General features: G+C 31.0%; 21 protein-coding genes. 12 read left to right on the top strand and 9 right to left on the bottom strand.

The genetic code is table 11. The annotated features are described in order from the left end of the window. Window positions 1-11 precede the first annotated feature (11 nt). The 4 genes from glyA to leuD are packed head-to-tail and all read left to right on the top strand — an operon-like array spanning window position 12 to window position 4,596. Entirely contained in the window at window positions 12-1,283 is a 1,272-nt protein-coding gene (glyA, locus tag PMT9312_RS01310; protein WP_011375823.1) for a serine hydroxymethyltransferase, read from the top strand. After that, the gene (locus PMT9312_RS01305) at window positions 1,280-2,554 is read left to right on the top strand and encodes a competence/damage-inducible protein A (protein ID WP_011375822.1); all 1,275 of its coding nucleotides are present in this window, start codon (window positions 1,280-1,282) and stop codon (window positions 2,552-2,554) included. Before glyA ends, PMT9312_RS01305 begins: the two co-directional genes overlap by 4 nt. Before the next feature lie 12 nt (window positions 2,555-2,566). Beyond that, window positions 2,567-3,976, top strand: a complete 1,410-nt coding sequence (leuC, locus tag PMT9312_RS01300; RefSeq protein ID WP_011375821.1) for a 3-isopropylmalate dehydratase large subunit — start codon at window positions 2,567-2,569, stop codon at window positions 3,974-3,976. Beyond that, entirely contained in the window at window positions 3,973-4,596 is a 624-nt protein-coding gene (leuD, locus tag PMT9312_RS01295; RefSeq protein WP_011375820.1) for a 3-isopropylmalate dehydratase small subunit, read from the top strand. Before leuC ends, leuD begins: the two co-directional genes overlap by 4 nt. On the opposite strand, the gene PMT9312_RS01290 is transcribed toward leuD, so the two are convergent. From PMT9312_RS01290 to psbN, 3 genes are all read right to left on the bottom strand, one after another. Further along, the gene (locus tag PMT9312_RS01290; RefSeq protein WP_011375819.1) at window positions 4,597-6,528 is read right to left on the bottom strand and encodes a DUF3769 domain-containing protein; all 1,932 of its coding nucleotides are present in this window, start codon (window positions 6,526-6,528) and stop codon (window positions 4,597-4,599) included. A 17-nt stretch (window positions 6,529-6,545) separates the two neighbouring features. Further along, window positions 6,546-6,674: a photosystem II reaction center protein I gene (locus PMT9312_RS01285; RefSeq protein ID WP_002805124.1), complete on the bottom strand. Its 129-nt coding sequence runs from the start codon at window positions 6,672-6,674 to the stop codon at window positions 6,546-6,548. A 107-nt stretch (window positions 6,675-6,781) separates the two neighbouring features. Further along, window positions 6,782-6,934, bottom strand: coding sequence for a photosystem II reaction center protein PsbN (gene psbN, locus PMT9312_RS01280; RefSeq protein WP_011375818.1), 153 nt, complete (start codon window positions 6,932-6,934; stop codon window positions 6,782-6,784). Between the two features lie 80 nt (window positions 6,935-7,014). Here psbN and psbH point away from each other — a divergent pair, with 80 nt between their 5' ends. The 3 genes from psbH (at window position 7,015) to PMT9312_RS01265 (ending at window position 8,221) form a co-directional block, all read left to right on the top strand. Next, complete coding sequence (gene psbH, locus PMT9312_RS01275; RefSeq protein WP_002805661.1) at window positions 7,015-7,215, top strand: photosystem II reaction center phosphoprotein PsbH; 201 nt, start codon at window positions 7,015-7,017, stop codon at window positions 7,213-7,215. Between the two features lie 142 nt (window positions 7,216-7,357). Continuing rightward, window positions 7,358-7,960, top strand: coding sequence for an aminoacyl-tRNA hydrolase (pth, locus tag PMT9312_RS01270; protein WP_011375817.1), 603 nt, complete (start codon window positions 7,358-7,360; stop codon window positions 7,958-7,960). Between the two features lie 3 nt (window positions 7,961-7,963). Continuing rightward, a complete protein-coding gene (locus tag PMT9312_RS01265; RefSeq protein WP_011375816.1) occupies window positions 7,964-8,221 on the top strand; it encodes a DUF3146 family protein in 258 nt (85 codons plus the stop codon). On the opposite strand, the gene PMT9312_RS01260 is transcribed toward PMT9312_RS01265, so the two are convergent. The 3 genes from PMT9312_RS01260 to ntcA are packed head-to-tail and all read right to left on the bottom strand — an operon-like array spanning window position 8,202 to window position 10,379. Further along, a complete protein-coding gene (locus PMT9312_RS01260; protein WP_011375815.1) occupies window positions 8,202-8,639 on the bottom strand; it encodes a hypothetical protein in 438 nt (145 codons plus the stop codon). The genes PMT9312_RS01265 and PMT9312_RS01260 overlap by 20 nt on opposite strands. A 6-nt stretch (window positions 8,640-8,645) precedes the next feature. Continuing rightward, window positions 8,646-9,605, bottom strand: coding sequence for a DUF3084 domain-containing protein (locus PMT9312_RS01255; protein WP_011375814.1), 960 nt, complete (start codon window positions 9,603-9,605; stop codon window positions 8,646-8,648). Window positions 9,606-9,644: 39 nt separating this feature from the next. After that, window positions 9,645-10,379, bottom strand: a complete 735-nt coding sequence (ntcA, locus tag PMT9312_RS01250; RefSeq protein WP_011375813.1) for a global nitrogen regulator NtcA — start codon at window positions 10,377-10,379, stop codon at window positions 9,645-9,647. Window positions 10,380-10,581: 202 nt separating this feature from the next. Here ntcA and PMT9312_RS01245 point away from each other — a divergent pair, with 202 nt between their 5' ends. From PMT9312_RS01245 to thyX, 3 genes are read left to right on the top strand one after another with little or no spacing between them, the layout of a single operon-like run. Further along, a complete protein-coding gene (locus PMT9312_RS01245) occupies window positions 10,582-11,163 on the top strand; it encodes a cob(I)yrinic acid a,c-diamide adenosyltransferase (protein ID WP_011375812.1) in 582 nt (193 codons plus the stop codon). Window positions 11,164-11,167: 4 nt separating this feature from the next. Continuing rightward, complete coding sequence (gene dcd, locus PMT9312_RS01240) at window positions 11,168-11,761, top strand: dCTP deaminase (protein WP_011375811.1); 594 nt, start codon at window positions 11,168-11,170, stop codon at window positions 11,759-11,761. Window position 11,762: 1 nt separating this feature from the next. Beyond that, window positions 11,763-12,395, top strand: coding sequence for an FAD-dependent thymidylate synthase (gene thyX, locus PMT9312_RS01235; protein ID WP_011375810.1), 633 nt, complete (start codon window positions 11,763-11,765; stop codon window positions 12,393-12,395). A 7-nt stretch (window positions 12,396-12,402) separates the two neighbouring features. Here thyX and PMT9312_RS01230 read toward each other — a convergent pair whose 3' ends face one another. Beyond that, window positions 12,403-12,948, bottom strand: a complete 546-nt coding sequence (locus PMT9312_RS01230) for a thioredoxin domain-containing protein (protein ID WP_011375809.1) — start codon at window positions 12,946-12,948, stop codon at window positions 12,403-12,405. Between the two features lie 136 nt (window positions 12,949-13,084). Between PMT9312_RS01230 and PMT9312_RS01225 the strand changes: the two genes are divergently transcribed. Next, window positions 13,085-14,437 carry a phosphoglucosamine mutase gene (locus PMT9312_RS01225; protein ID WP_011375808.1) on the top strand — a complete coding sequence of 451 codons (1,353 nt, stop codon included), beginning with the start codon at window positions 13,085-13,087 and terminating at the stop codon, window positions 14,435-14,437. A 7-nt stretch (window positions 14,438-14,444) separates the two neighbouring features. On the opposite strand, the gene trmB is transcribed toward PMT9312_RS01225, so the two are convergent. Beyond that, window positions 14,445-15,074, bottom strand: coding sequence for a tRNA (guanosine(46)-N7)-methyltransferase TrmB (trmB, locus tag PMT9312_RS01220; RefSeq protein WP_011375807.1), 630 nt, complete (start codon window positions 15,072-15,074; stop codon window positions 14,445-14,447). Between the two features lie 122 nt (window positions 15,075-15,196). Between trmB and PMT9312_RS01215 the strand changes: the two genes are divergently transcribed. Continuing rightward, the gene (locus PMT9312_RS01215) at window positions 15,197-15,820 is read left to right on the top strand and encodes a DUF3177 family protein (protein WP_011375806.1); all 624 of its coding nucleotides are present in this window, start codon (window positions 15,197-15,199) and stop codon (window positions 15,818-15,820) included. A 1-nt stretch (window position 15,821) separates the two neighbouring features. Here PMT9312_RS01215 and ileS read toward each other — a convergent pair whose 3' ends face one another. Continuing rightward, entirely contained in the window at window positions 15,822-18,728 is a 2,907-nt protein-coding gene (ileS, locus tag PMT9312_RS01210) for an isoleucine--tRNA ligase (RefSeq protein WP_011375805.1), read from the bottom strand. Window positions 18,729-18,731 lie beyond the last annotated feature (3 nt).

Below are 18,731 nucleotides of genomic sequence, written 5' to 3'. Positions count from 1 at the left end.
TATCAAGTTCAATGAATATTCTTCAAAATCTTAAAAAAAGTGATCCAGTAATATCCAATTTCATTAACTCCGAAAAAAATAGACAGGAAACTCACCTTGAGTTAATAGCAAGTGAGAATTTTGCATCGATTGCTGTCATGCAGGCTCAAGGATCGGTCCTTACTAATAAATACGCGGAAGGATTACCTCAAAAGAGATATTACGGTGGATGCGAATTTGTTGATGAAATCGAAGAATTAGCTATTCAGAGAGCAAAAAAATTATTTAATGCAAATTGGGCTAATGTTCAACCTCATAGTGGAGCACAGGCAAATGCTGCTGTTTTCTTAAGCCTTCTTCAACCTGGCGATACAATCATGGGAATGGATTTATCTCATGGTGGACACCTTACTCATGGATCTCCAGTCAATATGAGTGGCAAGTGGTTTAATGCAGTTCACTATGGTGTAAATAAAGAAACTAGTGAGTTAAATTTTGATGAAATAAGAGAGATCGCACTAGAAACAAAACCAAAATTAATCATATGCGGATATTCTGCTTATCCAAGAACAATTGATTTTGAATCATTTAGAAATATTGCAGATGAAGTTGGTGCATTCTTAATGGCTGATATTGCACACATCGCGGGGCTCGTAGCAAGTAAACTTCATCCAAATCCTCTACCTTATTGTGATGTAGTTACTACAACTACTCATAAGACATTGAGAGGGCCTAGAGGAGGACTTATCTTATGTAAAGATGGAGAATTTGGAAAGAAATTTGATAAATCTGTTTTCCCTGGAACTCAGGGTGGCCCCCTAGAACATATTATTGCCGCTAAAGCAGTTGCATTTGGAGAAGCCTTACAACCAGATTTCGTTAATTATTCCCAACAAGTTATAAAAAATGCGAAAGTGTTGGCTTCCACTTTAATAAGTAGAGGTATTGATATTGTTAGTGGAGGGACTGATAATCATATTGTTTTACTAGATTTAAGAAGTATAAATATGACTGGAAAAATTGCTGATTTGCTAGTAAGCGCAGTGAATATCACAGCTAATAAAAATACTGTTCCATTTGATCCTGAATCGCCTTTTGTTACCAGTGGGCTAAGGCTGGGTACTGCTGCTTTAACTACCAGAGGCTTTAATGAAACTGCTTTTGCTGAAGTTGGAGAAATTATTGCTGATAGATTACTTAATCCAAATGATTCAGTGATTGAAAGTCAATGTAAGGACAAAGTATTAGCTTTATGTAATCGTTTTCCTCTTTATGAAGGCAAACTTGAAGCATCAATTAAATGACTTCTAATTCCAAAGGAGTTGAAATTCTTTCTATTGGAACAGAGCTACTTTTAGGAAATATTGTAAATACAAATGCTAAATGGATTTCTGAGCAGTTGTCTCAATTAGGCTTAAATCACTTTAGACAATCAACTGTAGGTGATAATTGTGATCGAATTATAAAAGTAATTCAAGAAATTTCTCAAAGAAGTAATCTTCTAATTACAACCGGTGGCTTGGGACCTACCCCAGATGACTTAACTACTGAGGCAATAGCAAAGTCTTTTAATGTATCTCTTTTTGAAAAAGAGTACTTATGGGATGAAATAAAGCAAAAACTTTCAAATTCAAAGCTCCAGGACAATTATTCTAGCTTAAGGAAACAATGTTTCTTCCCTAAAAATGCGCAAATAATTAATAACCCTAGGGGTACTGCCCCAGGAATGATATGGGAACCAATTAAAGGATTTACTATTCTTACTTTCCCTGGTGTACCCAGTGAAATGAAAACTATGTGGGAAGAAACTGCATTAGATTTCATTAAAAACAAATTCTCAGATAGTTATTCTTTCTTTTCAAATACTCTTAAATTCTCAGGCATTGGAGAATCAACCGTCGCAGAAAAAATTAACGATCTTTTAAATCTTAAGAACCCGACTGTTGCTCCTTATGCAAACTTGGGAGAGGTTAAACTCAGAATCACTGCCAGAGCTAAGAGTGAAGTGGAAGCAAATAATTTAATTAACCCTGTAAAAGAAAAATTAAAAAAAGAATTTTCGAACTTTATTTTTGGAGAAAATCACGATACTCTCCCAGGCGTTTTAATAAAAGAATTAGCCAAAAGAAACGAAACTATTGTTTTTGCTGAATCCTGTACAGGAGGTCTACTATCTTCATCAATCACATCAATATCAGGCTCTTCACAAGTTTTTCTTGGTAGTATTGTTACTTATAGTAATGATTTAAAAAATTCATTATTAAATATTTCCGAAGAAAAACTTAAAAAATATGGAGCTGTTTCCGAAAAAGTTTGTCAAGCTATGGCTACTAATGTCAAAGAAAAATTAGAAGCAGATTGGGCAATAGCGATCAGTGGAATAGCTGGACCTAACGGAGGATGTAAAGAAAAACCTGTTGGACTAGTTCATATCTCAATTTCAGGACCGAATAATCATATTACTAATATCAAAAAAACATTTAACTCAACCCGAAATAGAATAGAAATTCAAACACTAAGTGTAAATGTGTGTTTGAACAGCCTCAGATTAATCCTATTATCGAAGAGAAAGTAACTTTTTTACAAATTGAGTCAAAATACCTTATTTGATAAAGTTTGGGATTTACACAAAGTTTCTAGTCTACCTGGTGGCTCAGATCAAATTTTTATTGGTCTTCATCTCATACATGAAGTAACAAGTCCTCAGGCATTTGGTGCTTTAAAAGACAAAAACTTAAAAGTAAAATTTCCTAGTAGAACCGTGGCCACTGTTGATCATATTGTGCCAACAGATAATCAAAGCAGACCTTTCAAAGATAATCTTGCAGAACAAATGATTGAAACACTTGAAAATAACTGCTTACAACATAAAATAAAATTTTTTAATATTGGCAGTGGCAATCAAGGAATAGTACATGTAGTAGCTCCAGAATTAGGGCTAACTCAGCCAGGAATGACAATCGCTTGTGGTGATTCACACACTTCAACTCATGGAGCTTTTGGGTCAATTGCCTTTGGGATAGGCACTAGCCAAGTAAGGGATGTTCTTGCTACCCAAACCATAGCCATGAACAAATTGAAGGTGAGACAGATTTGGTGTGAAAATAATTTATCTAATGGCGTTTACGCTAAGGATTTAGTGCTTCACATTATTAATGAACTTGGTGTAAAGGCTGGAGTAGGTTTTGCATATGAATTCGCGGGGCCTGCAATCGATGAATTATCAATGGAAGAAAGGATGACAATATGCAATATGTCTATTGAAGGGGGCGCGAGATGTGGCTACATAAACCCTGATGAAAAGACCTTTAGTTACATTAAAAATAGATTATATGCTCCAAAACATACACAATGGGATAAAGCTCTCTTATGGTGGAAATCATTAAAAAGTGATGAAAATTCAATTTATGATGATGTAATTAAATTAGATGCTTCAAAAGTAGAACCAACCGTAACTTGGGGAATTACTCCCGGTCAAAGTTTAGGCATCAATCAACTGATTCCTCTGTTAGATGACTTGCCCCCAAATGACCAATTTATTGCTGAAGAGGCTTTTGAATATATGGGTTTCATGCCAGGGCAATCAATAAAAGATACTCCAGTAGATGTTTGTTTCATAGGGAGTTGCACAAATGGGAGAATCAGTGACTTAAGAGTTGCAGCTAAAATATTGAAAGACAAAAAAGTATCTAAAAAAGTAAAAGCATTTGTAGTTCCAGGTTCAGAGAAAGTTGCCACTGAAGCCAAAGAAGAAGGTCTTGATAAGATCTTTAAGGATTCTGGATTTCAATGGAGAGAGCCAGGTTGCTCAATGTGTTTAGCAATGAATTCAGATAAGCTAATAGGTAATCAAGTTAGTGCTAGTTCTAGCAATAGAAATTTCAAAGGTAGGCAAGGATCTCCAAGCGGAAGAACACTTCTTATGAGTCCAGCTATGGTTGCTGCCGCCGCAATTAATGGCAAAGTAAGTGACGTTAGAGAATTTATAAACAAATGAAATCAGAATTTACCCCACCATTAGGAAAAATTACACAAATAATTGGGGAATGCATCTCATTGATTGGTAACGATATTGATACGGATCGAATAATTCCTGCGCGTTTTCTAAAGTGTGTTAATTTTGATTCATTAGGAAAATCTGTATTTGAAGACGATAGAGAAACTTTAAAGGGAAAGCATCCTTTCGATTTAGAGAAGCACAAAAATGCTTCAATATTAATTGTTAATAGCAATTTTGGATGTGGTTCCAGCAGGGAACATGCCCCCCAAGCACTTATGAGATGGGGTATAAAAGCAATAATAGGTGAGAGTTTTGCCGAAATTTTTTATAGCAATTGTATTGCAATTGGAATTCCATGTTTCACACTTCCTAAAAAATCAATACAAGATATTCAAAAATATAACGATAATAAAAGTTTATTTTTAGAAATTGATTTAAAAAATTCATTAGCGAAATCAAAAGATTTAATTTTTGATCTTGAGATTAAGGAAAGTTCAAGAAAAATGTTTTTATCAGGAGAATGGGATGCAACTTCAACACTACTTGAGAATGAAAATCTAATTGAAAATAAATTTAATGATTTACCCTATTTGAAATTTAATCCTTATTTCTTGTAGCTATTTAAATCCAAATAAATTAAAAGAAATTCCTCCAGCTTGAATATGAGGTTGATAAAAAATACCAAATTCATAAGATCTTTTTTTCCAATTTATAGAGATTTTTGAATTTATGAATTGCCCATAATCATTAGAATCACTATCTAGGTTTAATGTTCCATTACTTTTAAGCAAAATTGGGCCAAACAGTTGTTGGTCAAAACCAATATCTAAAGTAAATTTGTCAGAAATTTGGTCAAACTTAAATATACTGTCTCCGTTATTAAATTTATAAAAAGGGAGAATACTAATTCGGGTATAATCAAAAGTTTTTGTTTTGAAATTACCTAAAATCAACTCTGGTCCGAAACCGAAACCAATATATTCTTGATGATTTCCATCATGATATAGAGAATACATTCCAGCTAGTCTCGTATTTAGACTTAGTCCTTTTTTAATTGGCTCATAAATATACTCATAGGAACTATTAATAATTTTATTTTTAGGTTTATCAACACTTAATGGAATATTTTGATCTAAGGAGTAAAACAAATTACCTTTAACACTATTAACTAAGCTTTTACTACCTAGCGCCTCTCCTTTTAAATGTGCCAGACCTAAAGAAAAAACTTCAGTTTTATTTGTACCATTTACTTCCCAAGTATGTTTTTTTTCTAATTTTGAACCATAACCTGCATAAATTTCAGATTCCCCCAATGAACCATTCCATACTCTATCTCTATAAACTCCGTAAAAACTTTTATCCCATTTAGCATTCAAGAAATTAATTTGTTTGTTCAAAATAGATTTAGATCTAAGCGCATCAGAAAATTTATTAGTGTCTAAGGAGTTTATTTCATTAACTATTTCCAAATCCCAATTATTAACTTTCCCTTTTATTTCTGATTTAAACCCAAAATAATCAGCAAATTTAGCATCTCTTTCTACTTTTTCTCCAGTTATTAAATCTCCTTTCTTTACAAAACTATTTGTTATCCCATTAAATGAACGTTGAATTAAAAATTGCGGTTCTAAATTAATAATAAAATCATCAGATAAATTTAAGGAATTAAATTTTTTACCAATAAATAAACCATCTTTATCTAGGTTGTCATAACCTATCGTCCAACTACTTTTTGAATCTAAATTTTGTCCGGATTTAGGAAGAGTTCTATTACCAAACCAAAATGGGATTGAAACATTTTCATCTAAAACTAAATAATTCAAAGATGATCTAAATCTTAATTCTTCATTAGAAGAGTAAGCTTCCAATGAATTAATTTCTATTTTTACCTGTTTAGATTGAAGGATATCATTGGAAAATATTGCTTTATTACTCTTCCATTTTTTTCCATCAATACTTATTCTTTCTGTAGAAAAAATCCAATTATTAATCTGACCTGGAGTATTTAAGGCTTCTTCTTTTTCTAATTTAAGTAAACTTTCTATCTTATTTGCATCCGAAAAGCTGAAATTCGAGGACAAGTCATCCATCAAGGTATTGGTATTAATAGATCCCTGAACATCTAATAAATAACCTTTTTCACTAATAAAGCTGTACTCTAATTTTGAAACTTTAAAGATTTGATCCCCCAATATCAATACAATATTTCCTTTAGCACTAATTTTTTTATTTAACTTGTCGTAGGTTAAATTATCAGCTTGTAGCAATTTCCCTCTATATGACAAAGATACATTGCCTTCTGCATAAATAACATCATTTATTTCAGACTGTTTATCGGATTGGATTACTATCTCATTTAGCTGTTTGCTATTAGAAACCAATAGAAGCTCTGATTTATTTGATCTTTTTAAATTACTTAATTTTGTTTCTGTATTATTTTCGCTTCTATTAATTTTCTCTAAGTCAGCAGATTTTAATGGCTGTAGGAGATTAATAAACAAAAGAGAAATAGATATTACCTTTTTTGATATTCCTGCAATAAAAGTCAATGAATTAAATTAAAAGATTAATCTTGAGGACTCTCCAAGTCTTTTCTATTTGGTGTTCTTGTTGGATCACTAGCTAAGAATCCGAAGAGAAAGATTCCAACAAAGAAAAAAACGATGGTGTATACAGAAATTTTTAAGGCAAGCATGGAATTACGTGTGCTGACAGATTTATATCCTATTAAATTTATATTTAAATTATGGTAAAAGGTTTACTTTTTGTATTTTTGGAAAATTTTGAAATACTTTTTAGAGATTAATCGTCATGTTCATCCCAAGGATCTGTAAGCTTTGCAGCTTTGGGTCCAAATGCTGTCCAAAGACCAAAACCGGTTAAAGCTAGAAGTATTGCCAGAATTGTTACTGCTACGGAAACTGCAGGATCTGGCGCAGATGATAAAGTTTGCATCAATTTTGCTAAGTTTGTAAACAATTTATGTATAAGTTCTTATACAATAGCGAAATAATATTCGATTTTGTGAATTCAACATGGGTCAAAAAACAGCATTAGGAAGTCTTTTAAAAGCTATTGGCAATTCAGGTCAAGGAAAAGTTGTACCTGGTTGGGGAGCAGTTCCTGTTATGACAGTCATAGGATTACTACTTCTGGTTTTTTTAGTTATTCTTCTACAAATTTATAATCAATCTCTACTTTTACAAGGTTTCTCAGTAGATTGGAACGGAAACTAACTTTCAGAAAGTATTTCAAAAAGTTTTCTAATTAATCCGAAAATTACTGGATAAATTTTTATTGGAATTTTTGTTTTAATTTCTAAGTATAGTTTGTTTATATATTAATAATTCTCAATGAAAAGAGATTTAGAGTTACCTCATGAATGAAATATATTTAATTGGGTTGGGTAATCCTGGCAAAAAATACTCAAACAGTAGACATAATATAGGATTTTTGCTGCTTGAAAATTTATCGAAAAAATATAATTCAAGTTTTTTATTAAAGGATAAACTTAAAAGTTTCTACTCAGAATTCAAAGCGAATGATTCCACTTACAGGTTGTTTTTGCCCAATACGTTTATGAATAACAGTGGTGAGGCTGTCCTAGCGATATTAGATTGGTACAAAATTAATTTAAATCAGATTTTTGTAATAGTAGATGATAAAGATCTTCCCCTTGGAAAAATAAGATTCAGAAAAAAAGGGAGTTCAGGAGGACATAATGGTCTTAAAAGTATTATTGAAAAATTGCAAACTCATGACTTTAATAGAATAAGAATTGGTATTGGTTCTCCTCCATCAACTAAAGAAACCAATAATTTCAATACTATTTCTCATGTATTAGGAAACATTTCTAGAGAGGAAAAATCAATATTGGATAAAGTATATGTCAGGGTAATAGAATCCCTTGAACAGTTAAATACTAAAAAAGAAGAATATATAATAAATAAATTAAATTCTTTTGATATAGAACAAATATAACAAATGCGTTCAAAACCAGAAACAATAGCAAATGTAAGTGTTAAAGAATATTGCTTCTCAAAAAAACAAATTAAGGGAGTTGTAGAAGCTAGTCAATTTAAATGGACTTTTACATGGTCTTTTAATAAGGGTTTGTTATTCGTGAATCCTCCTTTGGGAAGAGCATTAATTGAGGATGCCTTATTAAGATTTTTATTGAAAAAAGATTATGAACTAGAAGCAGGTAATGAATATAAATTCACTATTTCAGCCAAGTTTTAATGTCGATATGTTCAGACAAAGTGAATTTATGATTACAATAATCTTCCAAAATTATTAATGCTGACACGGCATCCAAGTTTTTGTTCATAATAAAAATTTCTTTTGGCAGGAAAGTTTTTAAACCTCTAGTTGGGAAAAGTTCAAAATATCTCTTTTTAGCTCTGAAAGTTGTATTTTTCTCTTCAACAATAATTAGATCATTCTTTATAAATTCAAGTTTTTCTATGTTTTGTCTACTAGTTGTCCCATTGCCTATTATGACTTTTGATATATTTTCATAACTAATTAAAGTTTTTACATGTTTTGGAAGAAATTCAGTATTGAGGACAACTGCTTGATCAACCTTTTTTTGATGTAAATCAACCACTACCAACCCGCATTTACATTTACCAGGATCAATAGATATTAATTTAAACATAAAAGATTATATTTTAGTAACTTTCAATTCAACTATTATGATCTCTGCAGTTTTACTATCTTTTAAAGATACAACCTCTAATAGATATTTTTTCTTTTGACCTATCTTTATAGAGTCTCTAATTTTTTTAATAAAGTCCCCTTTTGTATTAATTTCGTTGACGATGGATCCCCTTAACTTGATTTTGTCTCTAGTTTTTTTCAACAAAATGTTAATTGTTGAATTAATATTTTGAAGGCTGAGATCTTTTTTTTCAAGAATTTCGCTAGTTATAACTTCCCCTCTTCTCACAATAGTTTTATTTTCGAGTAATTCTGGGTATACAAAAACAAAATTATCTCCTTTCAAAACATTAGTTGCTGCTTTGATCAATATGATCCAATTCCCTTCTTTTGCAGTTACTTCTTCAATTTCATTTATATCACTAGATCTCCACAAAAGAATATTTTTTACTTCTTTTTTACTAGGAATTACAATTTTCTGAACATATCTATCTGCTCTTTTGTAAATCTTTCCTAAAGCTAATTTTATATTTGGATTAGAAACAACTTGTCCTATATATAAAGTTTGTCCTCTTTTAATAACTACATTTCCTCTTCTAAATTCTTGAACATCACTTTTTAATTTATTTAATTCTTTTTCTTTATTATTAATTTTATCTTCAAGCTTCTTCCTTTCTTCCTGGAGAGGAAGAAGCGCCTTTTTACTCTCATCCAAAGTTTTTTGTAAAAAAGGAATATCAACAAAAAGTCTTTGCCTAAATTCTTCACTAACTAAAATCAATAACCCAATAGATATTGCACTAATAAAACCTCCAGTTATTATCGTTACAATTGTCGCTGTTTTCTTTGGTCTTAATTTTAAGATACTAAATCTAGCTTTACCAATCTTTGTACCAAGGAGGTCCCCAAATGGTGCAATTAATCCTCCGAGTAATATTAAAAAAACAATTAAGATCCAGGCCACACTATTTCATACATTCATTACATCATAATGAATGATAAATCAATTAAATCTTTTTGAAAGAGCGATTGGATCAAATACTGTAATCTTTTTTCTTTCAATATTAAGGAGCCCAGAATCCTTTAAATCGCCTAATAATCTTGTAATCGTTACTCTTGTTGAACCAATAGCTTCAGCAATAGCTTGATGTGAAAGTCTTAAATCTATTGTAATACCTTTTTCACTTGCGACTCCAAAGTCTCTACAAAGAACCATTAAAAAACTTACTAAACGTGAAGACATATCTCTGTGAGTAAGAGTTTCTATCATTGTTTCTGTTTGTAAGATCCTACTTGAAAGACCCTGCAACAATAATAGTCCAACTGATGCATCTTCCTCTATTGCTCTTAAAACAGAATTCGCAGGTGCTGTTATCATTTCAACTCTTGTGAATGCTATGGAATGATAAAAACGATCAGATCTATGGCCTGTTAGAAGAGATAAAACACCAAAGAGACTATTTTCTCTTAATAGAGCAACAGTTATCTCTTCACCTGATTCATAAACTCTTGACAATCTTACTGCTCCTCTCCTTATCAAATAAACCCTCTCGGCAGGATCCCCAGGGAAAAATATTGTTTTAGATCTCTCAACCATTTCTGTGCTTGCACCCTCTAGACCTCTAATTACTTCCATTAAAGTTCTATTAATTGGAAAACGTTCTCCAACAGAGTTAATCTTACTTTGTCCGGATTGTTGCGAATTAAAGCGACTGAATCCTCGAGAAGAAGGTATCATAAATATCTTAACTATTAAAAAACTTAAGAAGACACCATGAAATATCTTGTATCAACTGTAACAATTTTCAATTCTTATTCATTTTTCTATGGAATTATCTTTGCTAATTTAAACTTTCTTAAAACTTTTTTTAAGTAAAATTACACTATATGCAGTGTAAATATATTCAAATTATACTGCATGTAGAAAAGAATCTAAAATAATGGTAATTAGTTCATCTAATAGTTATTCCAAAAGTAATCCTGATGTAGTGAATATAAGTTCTGATAACAAAATAAACTTTAAAACATTTACACAAAACGGGCAAATCCAAATCTATCAGTCTTCCTATAGAGGAAGTTATTCTTCTATAATTAGAGACTCTCTAAGAAATGCAGCTCTAGGCAGGAAAGTACTTTTAGTTCAATTTATGAAAGGAGGGGTTAAACAAGGAATTGCTAATAAAGTAAAACTTTGTGGCAATTTAACTTGGGTAAGATCAGCACATTCCTTTGATCAATATCATTCTGAAGAAATTGAAAATAATCAAAATTTAAAAAAATCTATTCATGAATCTACTTATGAATTATGGAACTTTTGCAAAAAAGAATTACTTTCTGGTGAAAATGATCAAATCATACTTGACGAAATTTTTCTTGCAATTGAGATGAAAATTATCCATAAGGATGACTTGATTTCAACACTTGAAAACCGATTTATATCAGGAGATGTAATCCTTACTGGTACAGATATCCCAAAAGATTTATTATTAATGGCCAATCAAATTACTGAACTTCGCTCATAAAACAATGCTTAAAAATGATCTCTGGATAAATCAAAAAGCGTCTGAGGGAATGATAAACCCCTTCCAATCAAATTTGGTAAGACATCTTGAACCTGACAATCAACAAAAACCAGTTTTGAGTTACGGATGTTCCTCTTATGGCTATGATTTAAGACTCTCATCAAAAGAATTCCTAATATTTAGACATATCCCCGGTACTGTGATGAATCCCAAAAAGTTTAATCCTCATAATTTAGAAAAAACTGTTCTTCACCATGATGAGGATGGAGACTTTTTTATTCTTCCTGCACACTCGTATGGTTTAGGGGTGGCTTTAGAAAAAATGAAAGTACCAGAAAATATAACTGTGATTTGCATAGGAAAAAGTACTTACGCCCGGCTAGGAATTATAGTTAACACAACACCTGCAGAAGCAGGATGGGAAGGCCACCTAACTTTAGAGTTTAGTAATAGTTCAGGCGCAGATTGCAGAATTTATGCTAACGAGGGTATCTGCCAACTACTTTTTTTTGAAGGTGATCCTTGTTCTACAACTTATGAAGATAGAAGAGGTAAATATCAAAATCAACCAGAGAAAGTGACTCTAGCAAGGATTTAAAATGAGTAAAGTTGAACTAATTTCATTAACTCCTGATGCAGAAAAAACAATGGCTTACATTGCAAGAGTTAGTAATCCAAAAAATCAGAAAAACGAAGATTATTCAAAATTATTGAGTTATTGTATTAAAAATGAACATTGGAGTGTCTTTGAGCAGTCATTTATGACCTTACAAATAGAAACCAACAGAGGAATTGCAGCTCAAATTTTAAGACATAGATCATTTACTTTCCAGGAATTTTCACAGAGATACGCAGATAGTTCTCAATTAGGGAATATTCCTTTACCAGAGTTGAGAAGACAAGATTTTAAAAATAGGCAAAATTCTATTCCTGACCTTTCTGATGAATTAAAAAAAAGATTCAATGCAAAAATTGCTTCACATTTTAAGGCTGCTTCAGAATTATATGAAGATTTACTCTCTGAAGGAATAGCCAAAGAATGTGCGAGATTTGTTTTACCATTATCAACTCCAACAAGAATCTATATGTCTGGATCATGCAGATCATGGATACATTACATTAACTTAAGATCAGCTCATGGCACTCAAGAAGAGCACAAGTCTATTGCCCAAAATTGTAAGTCTATTTTTAAAGACAGTTTTCCGATTGTATCAAAATCTTTAGATTGGTAAGAATTATCTATCCATGACTACGAGGATTACCCTGATAATTTTTCTTTTGTTTGATTACTGAAAATTCAGCACTATGAATTTCTTCATGAGATTTTGTCTCTCCCTTTAAAGAAGCTAAAGATTCTCTTATTGTTATTTCTTCTTGTTTACCTATAAAAGTAGATTTTAAATTACCTTCTCTATCAAAAAGATTAACTTGAGGAATTCCATTGACTTCAAATTTTCGGATGTAATTTTCCCATTTTTGATTATCAACATTTAGAAAAACAAAGTTGATATCTTTTTCGTATTCATCTTTTAAAGCAGATACTTTTGGAGCCATTTCTTTACAAACTTCGCACCACTCTGCATAAAATTCAAGAAAAGTAGGTTTCTTGTTTTTAAAAGCTATTTCCGGCTCAACAGATAATTCTCCAAAACTCTTGAGAAGGTAAGTTGATTGAAAAAAGAGATTTCTAAACAAAACCAAAGAAACAATAACAAAAACAATAAGCAGAACAACTATTAAATTTAAATTTGCGTTTAACTGTGGCTCTCTACTATCAGATTGCATTATAAATACTTACTAACTAAAAACATTTTAAATAAGTTAAACAAATAAAGAGAATTTAAATCTGTCACCTTTTAATCAACTGATAAGATAAGAACAGAATAATAATTAAAATATCTTTGATTCCTGAAATCTAATTATGCAATCAATCTTTGGAACTGATGGAATAAGAGGAAGATTCAATGAAGAGATAACTTATTCTCTAGCCTATAAAGTTGGTTATGCTCTAGGTTCGAATTTAGAAAATAATAATCCAATATTAATTGGAAGAGATACAAGAATTAGTGGAGATATTCTGCTTCATGCGATAACAAAAGGTATAAATGCAAGTGGCAAAAAATTTATAAATCTTGGAATCTGCCCTACCCCAGCTATACCTTTTTTAATCAAACAAGAGCAGCTGAGTAGTGGGATAATGATTTCTGCAAGTCATAACCCTCCCGAATATAATGGCATAAAAATCTTTGATCATAATGGTCAAAAAATTACTAAAAATTTTGAAAATAAAATTCAAAAATTCATTGAAGAGTCAAATCAAAATATATCAGTTACCACAAAAGAGATCTCTTTAAAAGCAAATAAAGAGCTTATGGATATTTACATGAAAAGCCTAATCCAATCAATGGGCGGAGAAAATTTAAGCGGAATGAAAATAATATTAGACACATGCTATGGATCAGCGACAACCTGCGCAAAAAAGATTTTTCAGAGTCTTGGTGCTGATGTAAGAGTTCTAAATAACTCTAAAAATGGATTAAAAATTAATGTGAATTGTGGTTCTACTAACCTCGAACCATTAAAAAAAGCATTAAGACAGAGTCCTGCAGATATGGGATTTAGCTTTGATGGAGATTCCGATAGAGTGATTGGATTAGATTCTAAAGGGAATGTATTGGATGGAGATCATATTCTTTTTCTTTGGGGTAGAGAACTTATGGAACAAAAGATTCTCACAAATAATTTACTAATATCAACTCAAATGGCAAATTTAGGTTTTGAAGAAGCATGGAACAAAATTGGCGGACTTTTATATAGAACTGATGTAGGAGATAAATACGTTCATGACGCAATCAAGGAAAAAAGGGCAGTTTTAGGAGGTGAGCAGTCAGGTCATATACTTTCAAAAATTAACAACTTTTCTGGAGATGGAATATTAACTGCACTTCAAATTTCTAAATACTGTAAAAAGAAAAATATTACTTTAAATAATTGGCTTAAAACTAGTTTCGAACCTTTCCCTCAAAAACTAACCAACATTAATTTAAATTTTAATATTAATAAAGTAAATCAAAAGACTAGAATCTTAATTAACCAAACCACAGAAAATTTTCAGAAAATTTATTCGGATAATTGTAGAATTTATATAAGGCCTAGCGGCACTGAACCTCTAATGCGAGTGCTTGTTGAGGCCAAAAGCCATAAGAAAGTTGATTCTTTATCAAGCGAAATAGCCAACAAACTCATTTTAGAAATTAATAAAATAATGAATTAATTATGAATCATATTTTTATATAAATCCTCTCAAAAATATCAAGTTGGTTAACAATTACATACTTTTCCCTATTAGTTTTAACTTGACTTGGATTAAAACTTTCAGAAAAATTAAAATCATTTTTATCTATTTTTTTAAAATTAAAATTATTTGATATGATGCAATCCATATAATCGAATAAATCCTTTACATCAGTTTTTATAAAAATTAGCGATCCTTTTTGCAATGAATTTGAGAGAAGATTAAGAAACTCTGGCTGAATTACACGTCTTTTATAATGTCTTTTTTTAAACCATGGATCAGGAAAATTAAAAGAAATACTTTTTACGTTTTTGAAAATAAATTTACTTTGGACATCATGCAAAATGTTATTAGCATTACCAAATATAAAATATAAATTTTTAATATCTCTTTCTCGCACTTTTAATTTGGCAGTTTTAACTAATCTCTCACGGATTTCAATTCCTATATAATTCCAATTGGTATTAATTAAGGCTAAATCGAATAGAAACTCACCAGCGGCACAACCTATATCCAAATGAAGATTAGATTTAGAATCACCAAACATTTCAATCAAAGCAGGTATTCTTTCAATTTCATTGAAATTTCTACTAAGTGGATTTACATGCTGTCTCATACAATTATTAATTTATTTCTCGGCAATAATATAAAGATGCAAAATATTCACAACTATGACAATAGTAAGATAAAAAGTAACAGTTTGATGTTTAATGATTATGTATATAAAAAGAAAAAGTTTTGAACGTTTTTAATCAACTTTCTATTTGGCTATCTTTTCAACTTTCAATAATTTTCCTTATTGGTATTCCTGTTATATTATTTTTTTGGTCAATTAAAAAAAGAAATAAAGCTGTTAATAAACTTCTATCAATTTATTGGAAAATATCCCTTTTATTTTTTATAAGCCTTTTGCTCTTAATAGGTAACTATAGTTATGGACTCGTGATAACAAATATTTCAACAATATTAATGACAATTTCAGTTTGGTTTTGGAACGATATTAATGATGAATTTAAAGAATATGATTTTTCTTACTACCTTATCACGATGACAAAAATATGGAGATGGTCACTTACTTTTATATCTCTTAATTTCTTAATTCTAAGTTTACAAAACTTTAGCTGCTTTTCTTTTATTAATTCGGCTGAATGTGCAATATGGCTTCAGCCTTCTTCAAATTTATATATTATTATAAAAAATTTATTTAATTTTTTCTTTGGAGCGAACTTTACTCAGCCGATAGCAAAATTTTTAGGTTTATTTTCATTATTAATCTATACTTTAGGTTTGATTCAATGGTCAATAATTAAATTACCTAAAAATGGAAGAAACTCTTGCTTTTCGGAATATGGCAGAAATTGATTTAAGTAAATTCAAGATTAATAATATGTGAACATCTTTTGCATAATTTTGTATTTTGGATTCCACTAAAAATTTCTTCTTGATAATGCCAACATCTATCACATTTTTGACCATGAGCTTTTAGGATTTGAATTTTTCCAATTTCATTGTTATCGATAATTAGAGAATTCTTGGCTAACTCCGATACCACTTGAAAGTTTGAAACTATAAGCCAATCCCTAAATAAATCAACCTCTTCATTACCAAATTTTTTTAGCCAAGTCAGAGAATCTTTTACAACTTTATCTTTAGGTAAATAATTCACTTCTGTTTCTAACGCTGCTCCAATTATTTGTTTGTTTCTACATCCTTCTATAGCTTTATTGATTTCGACTCTGAGATTTCTTAAATTTGCAATGTGCTCATTAAGAATTTCATTTTTCCATGACTGGGAAAAATTTGGCCATCCCCTTTGAAATACTGATTTTTCCTTAGTTGAGTATGGAACATTTTGCCAAATATCTTCAGCCATATGACAAAGTACTGGAGAAATAAGAACAGCTAAATTTTCAACAACTTTAGACATGACAAACTGACATGATCTTCTCCTGAATTGTGATTTAGAACTTACATATAACCTATCTTTTGCAATATCCAAATAGAAATTTGACAGATCTACAACGCAAAAACTTTGTAAGATTTGAAAAAATTTTGAAAATTCATAATTTTCATAAGCATTTGATATTTGATCTGTAACCTCAACTAATCTGCCTAACATCCATTGATCTAAGAGGGGTAATTGATCAATTTCAAAACTATCAATGTTAGGATCATAATCGTGAATATTCCCTAGAAGATATCTTGCAGTATTACGAACTTTCCTATAAACGTCTGATAGTTGCTTGAGTATATTTGAGCCAATTGGAACATCTACTGAATAATCTACAGAGCTTACCCATAGCCTTAGAACATCAGCGCCATAAGCAGGTTCAATTTTTTTATTATTACCTCCATTAATAATTATATTTGGATCAACAACGTTACCTAGAGATTTACTCATTTTTCTTCCATTTTCATCAAGTGCAAAACCATGAGTTAATACTTTCTTATATGGAGGTTTATTATTAACTGCAACAGATGTCAGCAAAGAAGACTGGAACCAACCTCGATGTTGATCTGAGCCCTCTAAATAAAGATCAGCTGGATACTTTAATTCACTTCTTTGTTCACACACTGCGGCCCAGCTAGATCCAGAATCAAACCAAACATCCATTGTATCTGTTCCTTTTTTCCATAAATCAGATTCTTTTACATAATTGTCTGGCAATAGATGCTTAACATCCCAATCCCACCAAATATCTGCTCCGTGTTCACTAAAAAGTTTTTGAATATGATTAATTATCTCGCTGTTTAGGAGAATCTCATTACCATTCTTTTTATAAAAAACTGGAATTGGGAGTCCCCACGATCTTTGCCTAGAAATACACCAGTCCCCTCTACCAACTACCATAGAATAAATCCTTTTCTTTCCAGTTGCTGGGATCCATTCAACATCTTCGATTGCCTTTAATGCAGAGGATCTAAAACCATTTACAGATGCAAACCATTGTTCCGTGGCTCTAAAAATAGTTGGTTTTTTGGTTCTCCAATCATAAGGATATCTATGCTTATAATTTTCTTGTAATAGAAGCAAATCTTTTTCCTCTAAATAATCAATAATTAAATCATTTGCGTCTTTCAGTACATTTGATCCTTGGAATTGACCTGAATATTCATTTAAGTTCCCTTTTTCATCAACAACGCATGTTGTAGGTAGATCATATTTTCGCCCCACATTAAAATCATCTATCCCATGACCGGGTGCAGTATGAACAATTCCAGTACCAGATTCGATAGTAATGTAATCTCCTCCAATCACAATTCTGCAATTTTTATTCTTAGTAGGATGTTGATATTCAATATCTTCCAAGGTAACTCCTTTAACCTCTAAAAGAGTAGTTAGATCTTTATTAAATTTGTTACTAATTTCAGAAGATAATTCTTTCGCCAAAAGGTATATTCTTTTCTCTTCATCAATAGCAAAAACATAGTTTATTTTTGGATTTACTGCAACTGCTTCATTTGCTGGTATGGTCCAAGGTGTGGTGGTCCAAATAGTTATGAAAGAATTACTTAGAAAAAAATCCTTTTTAAAATTGGGATTTTCTTGATAGAATTTCAGTAGGATTTCATCAGATAATTTAGTGATTTTTAAAGAAACATAAATACTTTTTGAATAATGTTCATCAGGATATTCTAATTCTGCTTCTGCAAGTGCAGTTCTGGAGCTTGGACTCCAATGCACAGGTTTAAGACCTCGATATATGTAGCCATTTAAAAACATTTTCCCAAATACTCCAATCTGAGCAGATTCATAACTTTTCTTAAGGGTTAAGTAAGGGTTATCCCAATTTCCCCATATGCCCCACCTTTTAAAACCCTCCATTTGATTGTTTATTTGTACATATGCATAATCTGTTGCTTTTTTCCTTAGATTTAAAGTATCAAGATTCTTTCTTTCACTAGATTTTAAATTCTGAAGTACTTTTAATTCAATTGGTAATCCATGGCAGTCCCAACCAGGCACATAATGAACCCTAAATCCTCTCAAGGTTTTGTACTTATTAATTATGTCTTTTAAGACTTTATTCAGAGCATGACCCATATGAAGCGCTCCATTTGCATAAGGTGGGCCATCATGTAATGTAAATATTTTGCCTGAGTTGTTTGAACCTAATTCGAAATCAATATTATTTTTAGCCCAAAAATTCTGAATCTCAGGTTCTCTTAAAACTGAATTAGCACGCATTGAGAAATCAGTTTTAAGTAAATTTAAAGTCTCTTTATAAGAAAACTCTGATTTGTATTCTTTGTTATTTTGAGATTTCATACG

Origin of the sequence: Prochlorococcus marinus str. MIT 9312, assembly GCF_000012645.1 — a bacterium.
Lineage (GTDB): Bacteria > Cyanobacteriota > Cyanobacteriia > PCC-6307 > Cyanobiaceae > Prochlorococcus_A > Prochlorococcus_A marinus_L.
Note: the sequence above shows the minus strand (reverse complement) of the source record. Positions and strands in the feature narration are given on the sequence as shown.

Bases quoted from the DNA above. Each gene is read 5' to 3' on its own strand.
- glyA (WP_011375823.1), top strand. From the start codon at position 12: ATGAATATTCTTCAAAATCTTAAAAAAAGTGATCCAGTAATATCCAAT.
- PMT9312_RS01305 (WP_011375822.1), top strand. From the start codon at position 1,280: ATGACTTCTAATTCCAAAGGAGTTGAAATTCTTTCTATTGGAACAGAG.
- leuD (WP_011375820.1), top strand. From the start codon at position 3,973: ATGAAATCAGAATTTACCCCACCATTAGGAAAAATTACACAAATAATT.
- PMT9312_RS01285 (WP_002805124.1), bottom strand. From the start codon at position 6,674: ATGCTTGCCTTAAAAATTTCTGTATACACCATCGTTTTTTTCTTTGTT.
- psbN (WP_011375818.1), bottom strand. From the start codon at position 6,934: ATGCAAACTTTATCATCTGCGCCAGATCCTGCAGTTTCCGTAGCAGTA.
- psbH (WP_002805661.1), top strand. From the start codon at position 7,015: ATGGGTCAAAAAACAGCATTAGGAAGTCTTTTAAAAGCTATTGGCAAT.
- pth (WP_011375817.1), top strand. From the start codon at position 7,358: ATGAATGAAATATATTTAATTGGGTTGGGTAATCCTGGCAAAAAATAC.
- PMT9312_RS01265 (WP_011375816.1), top strand. From the start codon at position 7,964: ATGCGTTCAAAACCAGAAACAATAGCAAATGTAAGTGTTAAAGAATAT.
- PMT9312_RS01260 (WP_011375815.1), bottom strand. From the start codon at position 8,639: ATGTTTAAATTAATATCTATTGATCCTGGTAAATGTAAATGCGGGTTG.
- ntcA (WP_011375813.1), bottom strand. From the start codon at position 10,379: ATGATACCTTCTTCTCGAGGATTCAGTCGCTTTAATTCGCAACAATCC.
- PMT9312_RS01245 (WP_011375812.1), top strand. From the start codon at position 10,582: ATGGTAATTAGTTCATCTAATAGTTATTCCAAAAGTAATCCTGATGTA.
- dcd (WP_011375811.1), top strand. From the start codon at position 11,168: ATGCTTAAAAATGATCTCTGGATAAATCAAAAAGCGTCTGAGGGAATG.
- thyX (WP_011375810.1), top strand. From the start codon at position 11,763: ATGAGTAAAGTTGAACTAATTTCATTAACTCCTGATGCAGAAAAAACA.
- PMT9312_RS01230 (WP_011375809.1), bottom strand. From the start codon at position 12,948: ATGCAATCTGATAGTAGAGAGCCACAGTTAAACGCAAATTTAAATTTA.
- PMT9312_RS01225 (WP_011375808.1), top strand. From the start codon at position 13,085: ATGCAATCAATCTTTGGAACTGATGGAATAAGAGGAAGATTCAATGAA.
- trmB (WP_011375807.1), bottom strand. From the start codon at position 15,074: ATGAGACAGCATGTAAATCCACTTAGTAGAAATTTCAATGAAATTGAA.
- ileS (WP_011375805.1), bottom strand. From the start codon at position 18,728: ATGAAATCTCAAAATAACAAAGAATACAAATCAGAGTTTTCTTATAAA.